Annotated in this window: 17 protein-coding genes; 9 read left to right on the top strand and 8 right to left on the bottom strand. The window is 59.7% G+C overall.

Going from position 1 to position 17,315, the window contains the following annotated elements; all coding sequences use genetic code 11:
* Positions 1–95: 95 nt before the first annotated feature.
* Positions 96–1,007: a LysR family transcriptional regulator gene (locus AXW79_RS19325; RefSeq protein WP_005320503.1), complete on the bottom strand. Its 912-nt coding sequence runs from the start codon at positions 1,005–1,007 to the stop codon at positions 96–98.
* Between the two features lie 217 nt (positions 1,008–1,224).
* Between AXW79_RS19325 and aguA the strand changes: the two genes are divergently transcribed.
* A complete protein-coding gene (gene aguA / locus AXW79_RS19320) occupies positions 1,225–2,322 on the top strand; it encodes an agmatine deiminase (RefSeq protein ID WP_005320510.1) in 1,098 nt (365 codons plus the stop codon).
* Between the two features lie 128 nt (positions 2,323–2,450).
* The gene (locus AXW79_RS19315; RefSeq protein WP_005320511.1) at positions 2,451–4,154 is read left to right on the top strand and encodes an amidase; all 1,704 of its coding nucleotides are present in this window, start codon (positions 2,451–2,453) and stop codon (positions 4,152–4,154) included.
* 534 nt (positions 4,155–4,688) lie between these two features.
* Here AXW79_RS19315 and AXW79_RS19310 read toward each other — a convergent pair.
* A complete protein-coding gene (locus AXW79_RS19310) occupies positions 4,689–5,273 on the bottom strand; it encodes a hypothetical protein (protein WP_005320512.1) in 585 nt (194 codons plus the stop codon).
* 284 nt (positions 5,274–5,557) lie between these two features.
* On the opposite strand from AXW79_RS19310, the gene cphA reads away from it, so the two are divergent.
* Complete coding sequence (gene cphA / locus AXW79_RS19305; protein ID WP_011899094.1) at positions 5,558–6,322, top strand: CphA family subclass B2 metallo-beta-lactamase; 765 nt, start codon at positions 5,558–5,560, stop codon at positions 6,320–6,322.
* A gap of 224 nt (positions 6,323–6,546) precedes the next feature.
* Complete coding sequence (locus AXW79_RS19300) at positions 6,547–7,818, top strand: lipopolysaccharide biosynthesis protein (protein ID WP_005320514.1); 1,272 nt, start codon at positions 6,547–6,549, stop codon at positions 7,816–7,818.
* Positions 7,819–7,906: 88 nt separating this feature from the next.
* Here AXW79_RS19300 and AXW79_RS19295 read toward each other — a convergent pair whose 3' ends face one another.
* Together AXW79_RS19295 and AXW79_RS19290 are read right to left on the bottom strand one after the other, a co-directional pair.
* On the bottom strand, positions 7,907–9,160 hold the full coding sequence (locus tag AXW79_RS19295; protein WP_005320515.1) for a DEAD/DEAH box helicase: 1,254 nt from the start codon (positions 9,158–9,160) through the stop codon (positions 7,907–7,909).
* Positions 9,161–9,356: 196 nt separating this feature from the next.
* A complete protein-coding gene (locus AXW79_RS19290) occupies positions 9,357–10,226 on the bottom strand; it encodes a LysR family transcriptional regulator (RefSeq protein WP_005320516.1) in 870 nt (289 codons plus the stop codon).
* 224 nt (positions 10,227–10,450) lie between these two features.
* On the opposite strand from AXW79_RS19290, the gene AXW79_RS19285 reads away from it, so the two are divergent.
* Positions 10,451–11,683, top strand: a complete 1,233-nt coding sequence (locus AXW79_RS19285; RefSeq protein WP_005320517.1) for an MFS transporter — start codon at positions 10,451–10,453, stop codon at positions 11,681–11,683.
* Between the two features lie 19 nt (positions 11,684–11,702).
* Here the strand turns inward: AXW79_RS19285 and AXW79_RS19280 are convergent, their stop codons facing one another.
* Positions 11,703–12,161, bottom strand: a complete 459-nt coding sequence (locus AXW79_RS19280) for a hypothetical protein (protein ID WP_005320525.1) — start codon at positions 12,159–12,161, stop codon at positions 11,703–11,705.
* Positions 12,162–12,341: 180 nt separating this feature from the next.
* Here AXW79_RS19280 and AXW79_RS19275 point away from each other — a divergent pair, with 180 nt between their 5' ends.
* Entirely contained in the window at positions 12,342–13,250 is a 909-nt protein-coding gene (locus AXW79_RS19275; protein ID WP_005320527.1) for an SAM hydrolase/SAM-dependent halogenase family protein, read from the top strand.
* Between the two features lie 53 nt (positions 13,251–13,303).
* Here AXW79_RS19275 and AXW79_RS19270 read toward each other — a convergent pair whose 3' ends face one another.
* From AXW79_RS19270 to AXW79_RS19260, 3 genes are all read right to left on the bottom strand, one after another.
* Positions 13,304–13,744: a DUF6515 family protein gene (locus AXW79_RS19270; protein WP_005320529.1), complete on the bottom strand. Its 441-nt coding sequence runs from the start codon at positions 13,742–13,744 to the stop codon at positions 13,304–13,306.
* A 1-nt stretch (position 13,745) separates the two neighbouring features.
* Positions 13,746–14,036: a hypothetical protein gene (locus AXW79_RS19265; protein ID WP_005320531.1), complete on the bottom strand. Its 291-nt coding sequence runs from the start codon at positions 14,034–14,036 to the stop codon at positions 13,746–13,748.
* Positions 14,037–14,182: 146 nt separating this feature from the next.
* Positions 14,183–14,743 carry a gamma carbonic anhydrase family protein gene (locus AXW79_RS19260; protein ID WP_005320532.1) on the bottom strand — a complete coding sequence of 187 codons (561 nt, stop codon included), beginning with the start codon at positions 14,741–14,743 and terminating at the stop codon, positions 14,183–14,185.
* A gap of 236 nt (positions 14,744–14,979) precedes the next feature.
* On the opposite strand from AXW79_RS19260, the gene AXW79_RS19255 reads away from it, so the two are divergent.
* From AXW79_RS19255 to AXW79_RS19245, 3 genes are all read left to right on the top strand, one after another.
* Complete coding sequence (locus tag AXW79_RS19255) at positions 14,980–15,630, top strand: ribonuclease T2 family protein (RefSeq protein ID WP_005320534.1); 651 nt, start codon at positions 14,980–14,982, stop codon at positions 15,628–15,630.
* 72 nt (positions 15,631–15,702) lie between these two features.
* Positions 15,703–15,981 carry a hypothetical protein gene (locus tag AXW79_RS19250; protein ID WP_005320536.1) on the top strand — a complete coding sequence of 93 codons (279 nt, stop codon included), beginning with the start codon at positions 15,703–15,705 and terminating at the stop codon, positions 15,979–15,981.
* A gap of 2 nt (positions 15,982–15,983) precedes the next feature.
* Complete coding sequence (locus AXW79_RS19245) at positions 15,984–17,030, top strand: NAD(P)H-dependent flavin oxidoreductase (protein ID WP_005320539.1); 1,047 nt, start codon at positions 15,984–15,986, stop codon at positions 17,028–17,030.
* Positions 17,031–17,315: the final 285 nt, after the last annotated feature.

The raw sequence follows: 17,315 nt of genomic DNA, 5'->3' as shown, positions 1-17,315 counted from the left end.
CTCCTCGAATGCCTTGCTTCCCACCGCCTGCCAGGCGCCCGTTCAACTCCTTCCCGCTACGCCAATCTCCCCAACACCATTTGCAAGCCTGCTGTTTATGGCTGATTCACCAGTTCCTTCATCAGGTCTTTCAGCCATATCAGTGCGGGTTGCTGTGCATGCACCGGGTGCCAGACGCAGTTGAGGTGGTAATCCGGTACATCCGCAGGCAGGGGCAGGCTTTTCAGCGGCCAATGGTTGGCGAGCAGTTCGGCCACCATGCTGGGCAGCACCAGCAGGTGGTCGCTCTGGCTGACGATGGTCGCTGCCGACATATAGCTCTGGCTGTTGACCGAGATGGTGCGGCTGTGGCCCTGAGTGCTGAGGTAGCGATCCAGACTCGCCTCCGAGGTGCCCAGCGGCGAGTGGAACACATGGGGCATCTCGATAAGCTGCTGCAAGGTGATCCGCTCCTCCTCCAGCTCTAGGGTGGCGCGCACCAGACCGGCCAGGGGCTCGGTGAGCCAGGTCTCCTTGCCCAGATACCTCGGCACCTGCATGTATTCGTCAAACCCCAGCACCAGATCGATCTCGCCGCTTGCCAGCTCGGCTTCCGGCAGCGTGTCGCGCAGTATGCGGATCTCTATGGTGACGCCGGGTGCCAGCTTCTTGAGGCGCTGCATAAGCGGCGGGATCAGCACGCACTCCACATAGTCAGTGGTACAGAGCACGAAGCGCCGTTTGGACTGGCTCGGTTCGAACACCTCCTCGTCGCTCAGTTGTTGCTCCAGCAGCCGCAGCGCCTGCTGTACCCCCAGATGCAGTCGCTGGGCGCGGGGAGTGGGCAGCATGCCTTGCGGGGTTCGCACCAGCAGCGGGTCGCCAAAAAAGGTGCGCAGCCGGCCGAGGGCGTGGCTCATGGCAGGCTGGCTGATAAACAGCGCTTCGGCGGCGCGGGTGACGCTGCCCTGTGTCATCAGGGCGTCAAAGGCGAGCAGCAGATTGAGGTCGAGCTGGTGCAGTTTCATGGAGGGATTATTTGCCTTGTTTATGGGACAATCCATCCTATTCATTTGATGGATGTGAGCGCAACTTCTTACACTGCGGCCACACTCATTTTTTCCCGGGTGCGCCAGGCGGTTGCGCAGCCGATGACCAACTGGTGGGCCGTCCGGCACGCTGTCGGGGCGATCGACCGCCCGTTTCCCCTTTTACCGGCCCTGTGAGGCCCGCAAGGATATTGCGATGAGCATCAAGACTATTGACTCCACCCCTGCTGCTGACGGCTTCACCATGCCTGCCGAGTGGGCGCACCAGCAGGCCGTCTGGATGATCTGGCCGTTTCGCCCGGACAACTGGCGTGAGGCCGGTCGCTTCGCGCAAGCCACTTTCGCCAAGGTAGCCGATGCCATAGGGCAGGCCACCCCTGTCTTTATGGGCGTGCCCGCCCAGTTTATGGAGCAGGCCCGCGCCATCATGCCCGCTCACGTGACCCTGGTCGAAATGGCCAGCGATGACTGCTGGGCCCGCGACACAGGCCCGACCGTGGTCACCAACGCCGCAGGCGAGTGCCGTGGTGTGGATTGGGGCTTCAACGCCTGGGGCGGTCACAAGGGCGGGCTCTACTACCCCTGGGATCAGGATGAAAAAGTGGCGGCCCAGATGCTGGCCCAGCACGGCATGGATCGCTACGACGCGCCGCTCATTCTGGAAGGGGGCTCCATCCACGTCGATGGCGAAGGCACTTGCATGACCACAGCCGAGTGCCTGCTCAACGAAAACCGCAACCCGCACCTGACCAAGGATCAGATCGAAGCTTATCTGCGTGACTATCTGGGCGTGAAGAGCTTTATCTGGCTGAACGAAGGCGTCTACATGGACGAAACCGACGGCCACATCGACAACGTCTGCTGCTTCGTGCGCCCGGGTGAAGTGGCCCTGCACTGGACTGACGATCAGAACGATCCCCAGTACGCCCGCTCCCTGGCCGCCCTCAAGGTGCTGGAAGCTGCGGTCGATGCCAAGGGGCGCAAGCTGAAAGTGTGGAAGCTGCCCCAGCCGGGCCCGCTCTACTGCACTGAAGAGGAGTCTGCCGGTGTCGAGAGCGGTACCGGTGTGCCGCGTGAAGCACAAGGTCGTCTGGCCGGTTCCTATGTGAACTTCCTCATCACCAACGATCGCATCGTCTATCCGCTGCTGGATGCCGCCATCGATGGCGAAGCCCAGCGCATTCTGGAAGAGATCTTCCCCGAGCATAAAGTGGTCGGCGTACCGGCTCGGGAGATCCTGCTGGGCGGTGGCAATATCCACTGCATTACTCAGCAGATCCCTTCTGGTCAGTAAGCTGGCCGAAGAGTGTAGACATTCAAAACCCCACGCCGTGGGGTTTTATCTCTTGCTTGCGTGATGGTCAGCAGGCGCTGATGCGGCGATCATCATTACAAAAAGTCACCCTTTTACAGGAGATCCAAATGATCGAAGTGACAGAGGTTTCCATTGCCGAGCTGCGTGCCGCGCTCGAATCAGGCCGCACCACAGCGGTCGAACTGGTCAAGGCCTATCTGGCCCGGATCAAAGCCTACAATGGCCCCGAGACACAAACCCGCCTCAACGCCGTCGTGGTGCACAACCCCGACGCGCTGAAAGAGGCGCAAGATTCTGATGCCCGCCGCGCCCGTGGTGAAACCCTGAGTCCGCTGGACGGCATCCCCTACACCGCCAAAGACAGCTATCTGGTCAAGGGGCTGACGGCCGCCTCCGGCAGCCCGGCCTTCAAGGATCTGGTGGCCCAGCGCGATGCCTTTACCGTTGAGCGCCTGCGGGCCGCAGGTGCCATCTGCCTGGGCAAAACCAATATGCCACCTATGGCCAATGGCGGCATGCAGCGCGGCGTCTATGGCCGTGCCGAGAGCCCCTATAACGCCGACTACCTGACAGCGCCGTTTGCCTCCGGCTCCTCCAACGGTGCCGGTACCGGCACTGCAGCCAGTTTTTCTGCCTTCGGTCTGGCGGAAGAGACCTGGTCGAGCGGCCGTGGCCCTGCCTCCAACAACGGCCTCTGTGCCTACACACCATCACGTGGCGTGATTTCGGTGCGCGGCAACTGGCCGCTGACCCCGACCATGGACGTGGTAGTGCCCTACGCCCGCACCATGAACGATCTCTTGGAAGTGCTGGATGTGGTGGTGGCTGACGATGCCGACACCCGTGGCGATCTGTGGCGCATGCAGCCCTGGGTCAAGATCCCCAAAGCCTCCGAGGTGCGTCCGGCCTCCTACCTTGAGCTGGCCGCCAAGCCTGATGCCCTCAAGGGCAAGCGCCTCGGCGTGCCACGCATGTTTATCAACAAGGATGAACTGGCCGGCACCAGCGAAAACCCCGGCATCGGCGGCCCGACCGGCCAGCGTATCCATACCCGTCCGTCGGTGATTGCCTTGTGGGAACAGGCCCGTCAGGCGCTGGAAGCCGCAGGCGCTGAAGTCATCGAAGTGGACTTCCCGCTGGTCTCCAACTGCGAAGGGGACAGACCCGGTGCGCCAACCGTGTTCAATCGCGGCATAGTTTCACCTGAGTTTCTCAACGACGAGCTGTGGGAGCTCTCCGGCTGGGCGTTCGACGACTTCCTGCGTGCCAACGGCGACCCGAAGCTTAAGCAATTGGCCGATGTCGATGGGCCGAAGATCTTCCCCCACGATCCGGGCACCTTGCCGAACCGCGAAGGGGATCTGGCGGCAGGCATGGACGAATACGTCAAGATGGCCAAGCGCGGCCTCAAGCGCTTTGACGAGATTGCCTCCGTGCCGGACGGCCTGCGCGGCCTTGAAAAGACCCGCAAGCTGGATCTCGAGGACTGGATGGACGAACTCAAGCTAGACGCCGTACTCTTCCCCACAGTCGCTGATGTCGGCCCGGCTGACGCGGATGTGAATCCGGCCTCCGCCGATATCGCCTGGAGCAACGGCATCTGGGTTGCCAACGGCAACCTCGCCATTCGCCACCTCGGTGTGCCGACCGTCACAGTCCCCATGGGGGTGATGGCCGATATCGGCATGCCGGTGGGCCTGACCTTCGCCGGCCGCGCCTATGACGACAATAACCTGCTGCGCGTCGCCTCGGCTTTTGAGTCAACCGGCAGCAAGCGCAAGGTGCCGCCACGCACGCCGCCGCTGGCCTGATTGCTGTTGTGAGTTAAATATTCTGGGTTAGTCCGGTGATAACGAACAATAACACCCGCCATATGGCGGGTGTTATTTATTTCCCGTTTCGGGGGCCTGAGTGAAAAAGTTGGAGGGCGATGAGAGGGGGGGAAATCTGAGACACTCATCTTTCCTCTATAGGTGTACCGGCTTATGGGAGCCTACCGTGTGGAGGAGATATCCGCTGCATCACCCAATAGACTCCCTTTGGCAAGTAATCAACTCACTAGTGGATGATTGAAAAGCCCAGCAATGTAGGGAAATAAATCATCTTGAAATTAAGCCATTAGAGATGATTAAATTACCATATTTTTACTTCAGTGTGATCTGATATAGGGGTGATAATAAGTTCGTCGTCAAGGGTTTTAAGATATGCATTTTTTGGTGTTAGCAATATTAGTAAGCCATTCTGTGACTTATTGGTTTTCTCTGAATATCCCATTTCTATAATTGAAACATGTTTTCCACCACCGATATTAAAATTACGGAGGCCCATGGATATAGCTTCTGAAGTTATATCTTGATTCCAAAACGGGAGGATGACTGATGCCGCAACAAAAATAAAAGGAGATAGCCAGTTCTGAATGCTTCTTTTAAATCCATGTCCAACGATAGAGTAAAAAAAGCACATAATAAAGCTGATATGCTCATAAACCAAAGTATTAACTGGGGTTTGTTAGCTGACATAGCATGTTCAAAGAAAACATAGTGAGTCATAATCGAAATTATGATAGCAAGCCAAGTCAGAAATCTAAGGCTGTTTTTTCCTTTTTCTTTCTGCTCTTTTATACCGAGTTTAAAAAGCAAGATAAACCCATAGAAATAAAGTGACATGAACGCAAATAGTATAGCTGTTACAACTACGAATGTATTTAACCCAAAAACACCATCAACAAAAAAATCATAAGAGAAAAATTTATTTTCATGCATATATATAATGAATAGATAGAAAGGCAAGAAACCTATCCATGCAGCAGTAATAACTCCTATGAAACACCTCAATGCTATTTGAGATGGTGTTAGTTTAATGTCTTCTTCATTCTTTGGAGCTAAAAACAAAAATCTAGGTTTTAGGAGTTCATCTATTATTTTAATCATCTTGAGCCTGCATATAATAGTGTTATGATAGGTTTGTTTTTTGTAAATATATAAAATGCAGGTCAGATTAGCATTGTCTGATGTTTTATGAATCCCTCAAGTGGGTAAGTGCTTTAAGTGTACAGATCTAGTTACTTCTCGTTCCTGCTGATTTTTACTGACTTCACTTTCTCTTCACAGAAGCCCATCTTCCCCTCACAAATCCCCCGTATCTTCTGCCCACTGCATAAAGGGTCCTGCTTGCCACAGGGGTGGCGAGGGGCTGGTTGTATCGAGGGAGCAAGATGATGAAAGGTTGGATAAAGTGCGGGCTGGCCGGAGCTGTGGTGCTGGTGGCGAGTTTCTGGGGCGGCAGCGTGCATGCGGCGGCGATCTCCCTCACTCAGGTAAGCGGCCCTGTCTATGTGGTGGAGGATAACTACTACGTCAAAGAGAACTCCATGGTTTATTTCGGAGCCAAGGGAGTGACGATAGTGGGGGCGACCTGGACGCCGGATACCGCCCGCGAGCTGCACAAGCTGATCAAACGGGTCAGCAACAAGCCTGTGCTGGAGGTGATCAACACCAACTACCACACGGACAGGGCAGGGGGTAACGCCTACTGGAAGTCCATCGGTGCCAAGGTGGTCTCGACCCGCCAGACCCGGGATCTGATGAAGAGCGACTGGGCCGAGATCGTCGCCTTTACCCGCAAGGGGCTGCCGGAGTACCCGGACTTGCCGCTGGTGCTGCCGAACGTGGTGCACGATGGTGACTTCAATCTGCAAGAGGGCAAGGTGCGCGCCTTCTATGCGGGCCCGGCCCACACGCCGGACGGCATCTTTGTCTACTTCCCTGACCAGCAGGTGCTCTATGGCAACTGCATCCTCAAGGAGAAGCTGGGCAACCTGAGCTTTGCCGATGTGAAGGCGTATCCGCAGACGCTGGAGCGGCTGAAAGCGATGAAGCTGCCCATCAAGATTGTGGTTGGCGGTCACGACTCGCCGCTGCACGGCCCCGAGTTGATTGATCACTACCAGGCGCTGATCAAGGCCGCCCCGCAGGCATAGAGAGCCAGGGCGCAGGGATCACAAGAAGTGGCGCACCCTTGAAGGGTGCCAGCCAGAGAAAACGCCCGAACGGGCGTTTTCCTGTTTTCAGCGCACCGGATTTTCTGTGGCTGATTTCCGAGTCTTGCCGACCGGCAGCTGGTCCTCGGCATTAAGGCTGTTCAAGCCGGGTGCGCTTTCATAAGATGGATTTCTCTCTGGCTAGGCAGCAACAAGTGACTGTTATGCAATATAAATCCCTCGAGCGCCTGAAGCAGGCCTTTATCACCGGTATGTGGGCCTCGCTAGTCAGCATCGTCATTGGTTTCGCCTTCAAGGTGTGGCTGGCGCAGTGGGTGGCCAAGGGGGACCTGGCGCTGTTCAACAGCGTGGTGGATTTGATCTCCCTGTCGCTCATCCTGATGACCGGCTTTCGCTCCTCCATGGTGGTGAGCTACTCCCAGACCAAAAACGATAGAGACATCATCAATACCTTCCGCTACTTCCTCATCGGCATTGTGCTGCTCACCTGGGGGATTGTGATCCCCTATATCAAGCACGGGCTCCATATCCGGGTGGAGTACCTGCAACTGGTGGGGATCATCTTCGGGCTGGGGCTCAAGGTCTACTTCACCAATCTGGTGGCCATGTACCGCATGTATGACATTTCCAACAAGGTCACCTGGCTGGAGCCGCTCGCCAACGCCCTGATGTTTATGGCCTGCTACTTCGGGCTGGGGATGGATGCACTCTCGTCGCTCTTCTACGGGCTGACGCTCTCGTCGCTGGGCATTGCCCTCTATATGTATCTTTATCGCCGCCGGGACATCGCCACCCGACCGCTCGCCAAGGTGGCGCTCGGCCCGGAGATGGTCAGCTATGTGAAGAAGAGCTTTACCGCCTCGCTGGAGGCGGGGGCCAGTATCCTGATGATTTACATTACAGTGCTGCTCACCATACGCCACTTCAGCATCGACGAGCTGGGGGATTTCCAGGTGGTGGTGCGCCCTATCTTCACCTATATGACGCTGCTGTTTGTCTTCCCCATCTACCGCTTCGTGCTGCCGGAGCTGGCGGTCAATCTGCGCAACGGCGATCACCGCCAGATAAGGCTTATTCGCCGCTGGATCTTCCGTCTCTCCGCCATCGTCAGCCTGGTGTTCTTTGTGCTGATGCTGCTGGCGGGCAAGCCGCTGGTGTTGCTGCTGTTCCCGGCCGAATACGGGGGCGCCGTGCCCGTGCTGTTCCATTTCTCCATCTTCTTTATCTTCATGATGCTCAACGGCTATCAGCTCGCCTATATCAAGGCCCATGGTCACTTTACCCAGAGCCTGCTGATCCGGCTGGCGGGCATAGTCGCGCTGGTGGCGGCCTACTATCTGGTAGCCCGCTTCACCACCAATGTGGTGGCCATTATCGTGGCACTCGGTCTCGGTTATATGGCGATGTTTATTCTCTCCACCCTGGCGGAGCGGCAGATCCTGAAATCCCTGCCATTGGTGCTGGCGACCCGCTAGGTGTTCAGTCGCCAAGGGTGGTGCTGGTCTGTATTGGATAATGAAAAACGCCCATTCGGGCGTTTTTCATTGGTGGGATTTAGGCGGCTTAACGCTTGCCCTTGCCGCCCTTGTTACCGCCGCCGAGGGCCTGCTTTCTGGCGCGCTGCTTCTGGGCTGCCTTGCCGCTGCGGCGTGGCTCGGGTTCGAAGCGGGTGAGATCCGGCTCAAAGCCCGGGAACCACTGCTGGGGCAATCGGGTGTCGAGCACAGCTTCCACCTTCTCCAGCAGAGGCGCATCTTCCGGGCTGAACAATGTGATGGCGAGCCCCTTGTTGCCTGCGCGGCCGGTACGACCGATGCGGTGGACGTAATCTTCGGCCACAAACGGGAACTCCAGGTTAATCACGTAGTTGAGATCCAAGATATCGAGACCGCGGGCAGCCACGTCGGTGGCGACCAGGGCTTGCAGGGTGCCGGCACGAAACGCCAGCAGCACTTTTTCTCGCGCGCCTTGCGACAGATCGCCGTGGAAGGCGAGCGCATTGATGCCCGCCTTGCCGAGCTGCTGGGCCAGTTTGTCGGCCCCCTGGCGGGTACGGCTGAAGATAAGTACGGGCGCCCAGCCCTTCACCTTGATCAGGTGCTCCACCAACGCCACCTTGCGCTCGCCATCCACCGCATAGACCCGCTGCTCCACCTCGGCCGCCGTTGTGTTGCGCGGTGCCACTTCGATCAGTTCCGGGTCACGCAGCAGCACACGGCTCAAGGCAAACAGGTTGTCGTCGCAGGTAGCCGAAAACAGCAGGGTCTGGCGATCCGCCGGTATCTGTTTGAGCAGCGCCTTGATCTCGTCCATAAAGCCCATGTCGAGCATGCGGTCCGCCTCGTCAAACACAAGATGGCTGAGGTGTTCAAGGCTCAAGGCCCCCTGACGCAGATGGTCGAGCAGGCGACCTGGGGTGGCGATCAGCAGATCCACCCCGGCTTGAAGCGCCTCTACCTGGGCGGCTATGCTGACTCCGCCGTAGACCAGGGCGCTGGTGAGACCCGTACCTTGCCCGTAGCGCACCACGCTATCAAAGACCTGCACCGCCAGCTCGCGGGTCGGCACCAGCACCAGCGCGCGGATCGGGCGGGCGGTGTCGCTCGCCGGGTGTTGCATCAGTTGCTCCAGCAGCGGCAGCACAAAGGCGGCGGTCTTGCCGGTGCCGGTCTGGGCCCCCGCCATCAGATCCCGCCCCGTCAGAATGACGGGGATGGCGCGGGCCTGAATGGGAGTGGGCGCGGCATAACCGAGCTCGCTCAGGGTCTGCTGCAGACGGGGGGAGAGGGCCAGTTCGGCAAAGGAGGCAATGGACATAGAAGGCACCAGTGTGGGGTTATCGCGGCCAGGGCCACGATGGAAACAATCATAGTGGCCGGCATGGTAACAGAAGCGGGGGCATGGGCAGAAGGCGGGGAGGGGACTGGCCTTTATCCCTCACCATATTCCCCTGCTCGGGCTCGGGAGCTGCGCCATGGCGAGCAACTCCCTGTGCTGGAACACTCTGTGCTGGTTAACGGCAGTGAAACACCTCTTCCAGCGCATCCACCACGGCGCGCACCCGGCTGGCCTTCTGCAGGTTGGGGTGGAGCACCAGCCAGATATCGACCGGATCGCTGAGGGCGGGCAGCACCCGTACCAGCTCAGTCTCTTTGTCTGCCAGAAAGGTGGAGAGCAGCGCTATCCCCAGCCCCTGACGGGCCGCCGCCAACAACAGCAGCTGGGCATTGCACTGCAGCACCACATTCGGCTCGTGCAGCGGCTCCCCGCACAGGCTGTGCCAGTGGCGGGAGACCAGCTCTTTGGCAAACAGCAGCAGGGCATGCTGGCTCAGGCCGAGGCCGCACTTGGGTGTACCGTGTCTGGCCAGATAGTCGTGAGAGGCGTAGAGCCCCATCTCTATGGTGGTGAGGCGTTTGATCACCAGCTCGTCGTTGTCGGGACGCATGCCCCGAATGGCGAGATCGGCTTCGAGACAGGCGATATCACTGACGTTGACCGCCGTCTGCAGGCTGAGACGAATGCCGGGATGGCGCTCGCGCAGCAGGGTGAGGGCTGGCAGCACGAAGGCCTGTGCCAGGGTATCGGTGGTGGCGATGCGTACCTCGCCGCACAGGCTCTGATCCCCGGCGCTTGCCTTGCGCTCTATGGCCTGGATGGCCTGCTCCATGGCGCTGGCATCAGCCAGCATGGTTTCGCCGAGCGGGCTCAGGTCATAGAGTTTTGGTGTGCGGATAAAGAGTTTGGAGCCCAGACTCTGCTCCAGCGCCGTGATGCGTCGCCCGACGGTAGCCTGATCGACCCCCAGTACCCCGGCCGCGCCACGCAGTGTGCCCTGTCTTGCCAATGCCAGAAAAAAACGCGCGTCATCCCAGTTGATCATCGAGCCTCCCACTCAAGTTCCCCCCGCTGGGGCGAGCCCATTAGAAGCCAGCACAGGCGGGATCACAAGCCAAGTGTGCCCTGGTGTGCGTGCAAATAGATGTCGAACGCATGCATTATTGAAGCCGCATGATGCATTTGTGCTGCTGTCGGCGGCGCTGTGCGGGCGCTATCATGGCCGCCTCTCACCAGCGGGGTTTGGCCCCGTGCCCATCGGAGCCGTACATGTCATCACCCTTGTCTACCCCCGGGCCCTGCCAGTCGGGCGCTGCCCATGGCGCCATTCTGCTGTTTCTGCCGCTGGCCCTGATGTCGGCGCTGCTCAACAGCAGCGTGCCTACGCCGCTCTATCCCCACTATCAGCAGATGCTGGCGTTGAGCGATGTGAGCCTCACCCTGATTTATGGTGGCTATGCGGCTGGCGTGCTGATCTCGCTGTTCGGAGTGGGCAATCTGGCGGGCCGGGTGACAGACCTGCGTGCCATGATATTGCCTGCGTTGCTGGCGGTGTTGGGGGGAGCCCTGCTCTTCTCCCTGGCCGATTCGTTCTGGTCGCTGCTGCTGGCGCGGGTCTTGGCTGGCATTGGCACGGGGGCGCTGACCGGCGCCGCCAATGTGGCCTTGCTGCGCTTCGGCCCCCGGGATGGCGGCAAGCGGGCGGCGCTCAGCGCGACCCTCTCCTTCACCGCCGGGCTGGCGCTCGGCCCGGTATTCAGCGGCTTGGCGCTGCAACTGGACTTCTATCCGACTCAACTGCCCTTCCTGCTCATCATGGGGCTGGCGACCTGCGCCATGGTCGGCGTTGTGTTGAGCTGGCCCGCCAGCGCACGAGCGCAGCCGCCAGTGGCATCGGGGCAGGGCAAGGGCTCCTTGGGGGAGGGGCTCAAAGCCACGGGGGCGGCGTTCTTCCTCTGCGCCCTGGCTCTCTTTACCGCCTGGGCGGTGGCGGCCAGTCTGCTGGCAATCGGCCCCAAGGTGGCGAGCCAGTTGCTGGGGATGCGGGATCTCGGCCTGTTTGGCTATCTCATCGCAGCCTATCTGGTGTTCTCCGGCCTGTGCCAGCTATGGGCTCGCCGCCTCGATGCCCGCCACACACTGCAGAGCGGCTGCCTTGCCCTGGCGCTCAGCGTGCTGCTGTTTACCGGCGCCGTTCACTATCAGTCGTTGTGGCTGGCAGGGTTCGGGCTGTTGGTGTCCGGTTATGCCCAGGGCGCCGCGTTTGTCGGCAGCGCGACTTTGGTCAATCGCATTGCCCCCAGTGCCAGCCACGCCCGGCTGGTGTCGCTCTTCTATGTGATCGCCTATGTGGCCAACTGGGTACCTGTGCTGCTGGGCTGGGTGAGCGACAGCGTCGGCCTGCTGGCAGCGGTGGATGTACTCGCCCTCGGCTCTGTTCTGATCAGTCTTGGTCTGGCCTGGGTTGTGTCGCGAACCCGCTTCGAGCGAGCCGCGGCCTGAGCCATTTATCCGCCAGCACTTACTCCGCTACGACTACCCGTTTGGCATCCAGGTGGTGCATCCATTCCCGCAGGATCAACAAAACGGCGGCAAAGTGCCGCCCCTTGGGCAAGTGGGCCGCCGCCAGTGGGTCCCCTTCCACCATGGCGGCAAACTGGCCGAACAGCTGCTCAATGCTCTCCCGGCTCAGCTCATGGCTGCCGAGCTCGCCAGCCAGCGGGACCGGGCTGTGCAGCGTCACCAGCTCGTGGGCCGGAATGCGGGCCGCCAGCGGCATGAGCGCATCCTCCACCACCATGATGGCCCGTTCCAGTTCGTGCGCCGTCGGCGGATCCTGGCGAAACGGTCCCGGTGTCATGGCGTCGAGACCAAATGCCAGCTTGTAGGTGATGGTGATGCCGTCGGCCTGGGTGATCAGTACCTTGCTGATCTGTTCACCCAGATTCAACGCCAGGGTGGGGGCTTGGGGTCTGGTCATGTTGCTTCCTCTGTGATCCCGTCACGGCAAAGCCTATCCATACACCCGCCAGCATGCATAGGCGAGTGCTTTTCTGTTCCCCCCATACAGGTGAAACGGCTTGCAATGCTGATGATAGGTGGCATTCTGGATGTCTAAATGGCTATTCTTGTTCATCTATCACGATTCAGGAGTTCTGATATGGATATTCGCACCGCTCCCCGGGCCCTTGCGCTCGCCCTCCTGCTGGCCAGCGGCATCGCCGCCGCCAACGAGGCACTGGTGATCCAGACCGATTTTGGCCTCAAAGATGGCGCAGTGTCAGCCATGAAGGGGGTTGCCTTCGGGGTGGACCGCACTCTGCCGCTCTATGATCTGACCCACGAGATACCGGCTTACAACATCTGGGAAGGGGCTTACCGCCTCTATCAGACCCTGCAGTATTGGCCCAAGGGCTCTGTGTTTGTCAGCGTGGTAGATCCCGGTGTGGGCACAGATCGCCACTCTGTGGTGCTCAAGACCAGGAGTGGCCACTACATAGTCACCCCGGATAACGGCACTTTGACTCTGGTGGCCGAGCATTTCGGCATAGACGCTGTGCGTCAGATCGATGAGAAAACCAACCGTCTCAAGGGATCCGAGAAGTCTTACACCTTCCACGGTCGCGATGTTTACGCCTATACGGGCGCTCGGCTCGCCTCCGGTGCCATCAGCTATGAGCAGGTGGGCCCGCTGCTGCCCGCCGACGTGGTGAAGATCCCTTATCAGCCGGCTGTGGCCGAGAAAGATGGCACCCTCAAGGGCACAATCCCGATCCTGGATGTGCAGTACGGCAACGTCTGGACCAATATCGACGAGACACTGCTGACCCAGGTGGGGATCAACAAGGGGGACAAAGCCTGTATCAAGATCAGTGAAGGGGATGTGGTCCGGTATGACGGCAAGGCGCCCTACGTCAGCAGCTTCGGCGACGTGCTGGAAGGCCAGCCGCTGGTCTACCTCAACAGCCTGTTGCAGGTCTCGGTTGCCCTCAACATGGACAGCTTCGCCGCCAAACATCAGGTGCAGTCGGGTGCCAACTGGCATATCAGCCTGAAAAAGTGCTCATGATCATCCGCTGACACACATAAAAACGGGCGCTACGGCGCCCGTTTTGTTGCTGCTTACCGCAGCGCTGCGGGGGGCGGCACTTCCGTGTAGCGCCCGTCAATCTCCCGCTGATAGTAGTGGCCGTCTCTGACGTAGTAGCGGCGGCCATTCAGATCCAGCGGGATGAGGTGGGTCCCCGTTTGCACCAAGATGGCCTGAGTGGGTGGCGTGACCACCACATAGTGGCTCTCCTGTTGCTGGTAATAGATGCCGCCGAGCACATAGTAGGTGAGCCCCGCCAGCAATAGGGTCTCCACCCCGCCTGGCAGCCTGTCAATGCGATGGCCCGGCGCTGGGGCTGACCAGGGGCCTGCGTAGTGACCATGGCGGAGGGCGGAAGGTGGCATGTCGCGTCCCGGCGGGCCGCCCGGTCTGCCCATCTCGCCCGGGCCCGCGAGCGCAGGAAGGACGATGAACAGCGCCAGCGCCCACGGCCACGGGCGATCCTTGTTCATATTATTGGCCCTTGAGCGGGGCAGTGATGGGCTGGGCCCGGATGGCTTGCGGCGGCAACTCCCGCACACTGATCACCACCTCATAGCGTTTGTCTGTCTCGGCGGCAGGGATGTTCTTGAACAGCTCCTGAGCAGTCGCCTGGGGATCCTTGCTCTGCTTGCTGGCCTGATAGAGTACCGAGGGTGGCGGCATATGGGCGCCGGGGCGATCGGGAAGGGGAGGCTGCATGTCGCTGGCGTGCACAAACAGGCTGCCGAGCAGCAGGGGCAATAGAAGGGCTTTGCATGACATGGGATGACTCCATCCGGGTGAATATGGCCCATCAAACGCCACACCTATGCTGCGCTCAATCGCTTTTACACACCCTTTTCGCCCCCTTTACACTTGTGACAACGGGCGCCAGAGCGCCCGTTGTGTGTCATGAAACCGGGTCGGCCTCAAAACTCGTTGGAGAGCGCCTTGTAACCTTTGACCAGGTCTATGTTGGTGTGAGCCACATCTTCGGAAAACTCGGTGGCATCCACAGTGACTCTGGGGATCTCGGCCAGATCGCTCTGCTGGTTGATGCGGGTCGTGGAGGGCACATAGAAGCCGGGGGGCAGATCGCAGCCATCCACCACAGAGTTGTGGCGCACCACTGAACCTTCACCTATATGGCAGTTGAACAGCACGCTGTTGAAGCCGATGAAGACCCGGTTACCGACTTCGCAGGGGCCATGCACTATGCTGCGGTGGGCGATGGAGGTGTACTCGCCTATGGTGACGGCAGCGCCGGACTTGGAGTGGATCACCACCCCGTCCTGAATGTTGGAGTTGGCGCCGATGACAATGGGCTCCATGTCGCCATTGGCATCCACCTCGTCGGCGCGGATCACCACATAGGGGCCGACAAACACGTTTTCCTTGATGATCACCTTGCCACAGATGATGGCTGTCTTGTCGATATAGGCGGACTCGTCGATGACCGGCAGGTGGCCGGATGGATTCTTGCGGATCATGTTGCATCCTGTTGAAGATGAAATCGGGATGGGGAAAGGGCGAGGCATGAGGGCCTGCCGGTGGGTCAGCTTACGCCTGTGGAACGGGAGGGGGAACCCTTTACTGGTCTGACCCCCAGGGGCGCGCTGTCATCTTGCCGGGGTGTTCCCTCTTCTCAAAATATGGGAGCATGACGTCTGCCGACGGGGCTGCTCTGCCGCGTTGGCACTCTTTTGATATAACGCTGGAACCCAAGATGAAGAAGATTGTTGTGCTGCTCGGCATTCTGCTGCTCTCCCCCTTGTACTCTTCTACCGTGCAGGCCAAGGGGCAAGCGGGCGAGTTTGACTATTACGCCCTAGCGCTCTCCTGGTCGCCGGAGCATTGCGCCATCAAACCTGCCGATCGGGATCAATGCTCCCGCCAGCTGGGCTTCGTGTTGCACGGCCTCTGGCCCCAGTACCAGCGCGGCTACCCGAGCAGCTGTTCCCGCGAGCGGCTGGATCCCGACATGGAGCAGCAGTTTGCCGGGCTCTACCCCAGCGGCTTTCTCTATCGCCATGAGTGGGAGAAACACGGTACCTGCTCAGGCCTCAGTCAGCGCCAGTATCATCAGCTTGCCAGCGACCTGCGTCAGAAGGTGAAGATCCCGGCCGTGTATCAGTCCCCTGCCGAGCCTCTGCGCAAAAGCCGCTTCCAGCTCAAGGCGGATCTGGCCAGTGCCAACGACTGGCTGGCGCCAGACAACATCACGGTTGCCTGTGCCGACGGTGGTCGCTTCCTGCGGGAGGTCTACATCTGCATCAACAAGGAGGGGACGGATGCCGTCACCTGTTCCGACGAGGTGCAAAAGCGTGAACTGCGCTCCTGCGGTCAGCCGGACTTCCTGCTGCGCAGCGTGCGCTGATCATTCTCTATCTTCATCGGGCCCCTTGCGGGCCTGATGTTCAAATACCGCCATAGGAAAGGAGTCTGGGCAATGACCGACATAAAACAGTTCTCGGCACAGGAACGAAGCTTGCTGCTTGGGGTGAAAGGGGTGGGTCCCACCGTCATAGGGCGGCTCGAACAGCTGGGTTACCACACACTGAGCGAGCTGGCCGAGGCGGATACAGCCCATATAGTCCAGCTGGTGGCCAGCATGCTGGGGTCGACCTGCTGGCAGAACAGCCCGCAGGCCCGCGGCGCCATCAATGGCGCCATAGCGCTGGCGCGCAGCCAGGTCGCTGCTGTTTCGGACTGTACGCGGGGTACATAGCCATGAACCTGTTTGCAGAGCTCGGGATGCGTTATCCCCTCATTCAGGCCCCCATGGCGGGAGTGCAAAACAGTGCACTGGCGCTGGCCGTCACCGGCGCGGGTTGTCTGGGCTCCTTGCCGGCGGCCATGCTCAGTCCGACTGACCTGCGAAGCGAGCTCGCTCGGCTTGCCGCCAGCGGTCTGGGGCCATTCAACATCAACTTCTTCTGTCATCAGCAAGGGGATCCCGATCCGCAGCAGGTTGCACGCTGGCAACAGGCGCTGGCGCCTTTTTATGCCGAGTTCGGTGTGAGTACCGATGCTGTATCGAGTGGGCCAGGTCGTGCCCCGTTCAACGCCGAGCATGCCGCCATCCTGACCGAGTTCAAACCTGCGGTAGTCAGCTTTCATTTCGGCCTGCCCGAACCGGGCCTGCTGGCCCGGGTGAAAGCCACGGGAGCAAAAGTGTTTGCCAGTGCGACCACGGTAGCTGAAGCGCAATGGCTGGCTCGTCATGGCGCCGATGCCATCATAGCGCAGGGGCTGGAGGCCGGCGGCCATCGCGGCCATTTCCTCAATGAGGATCTCGCTTGGCAGCAAGGTACCTTTACCTTGCTGCCACAAATAGTCGCGGCGGTAGAGCTGCCCATCATCGCTGCCGGTGGCATAGTCGATGGCAAAGGTATCGGGGCCGCCCTGGCGTTGGGCGCCAGCGCCGTCCAGATGGGAACTGCCTTCCTATGTTGTCATGAGGCGACGACCTCTGCCCTGCATCGCGCCGCGATTCATTCTGCCCAGAGCCAGCACACTGCCCTGACCAAGGTGTTCAGCGGCCGCCCGGCGCGAGGGATAGTCAACCGGCTGATGCGGGAGCTGGGCTCGCTCTCGGATCTGGCACCTGACTTCCCCCATGCCAGCAGCGCGCTGGCACCGTTGCGTGCGGCAGCTGAAAAGGTGGGTGATAGTAGCTTCTCGCCATTGTGGGCGGGGCAGAATGTATCGGGTTGCCGTGACCTCCCGGCCGCCGAGTTGATCGCCGCATGGGTGAAAGAAGCGGGCTTGGCGTGATCGCTTCTTTATATAGGTAGATGAGCGGGAGGGGCGGCACGCAAGGAGTGGTACTTCCACTGGCTAAACGGGGGGCACTCATGATGCCAATAGTGCCGTTTTACGGCATTTCTGTGGATAAGTTTGTACAAAACCTGTGGTTGGATATGAATAACTAAAAAAGTGCCGATTTTTGCAGTTTTATTGCATTGAAGGCCTTGCCAACGCGATCAATCTCTCTATAATGCGCCACATCGACAGGGCAAGCGGCAACGCAATCAAGCCAGTCGGTGCCTCGAAAAGCCT

Source organism: Aeromonas salmonicida subsp. salmonicida (assembly GCF_001643305.1).
Taxonomy (GTDB): domain Bacteria; phylum Pseudomonadota; class Gammaproteobacteria; order Enterobacterales; family Aeromonadaceae; genus Aeromonas; species Aeromonas salmonicida.
The sequence above is the reverse complement of the archived record's forward strand: the minus strand, read 5'-3'. Positions and strand labels throughout refer to the sequence as shown.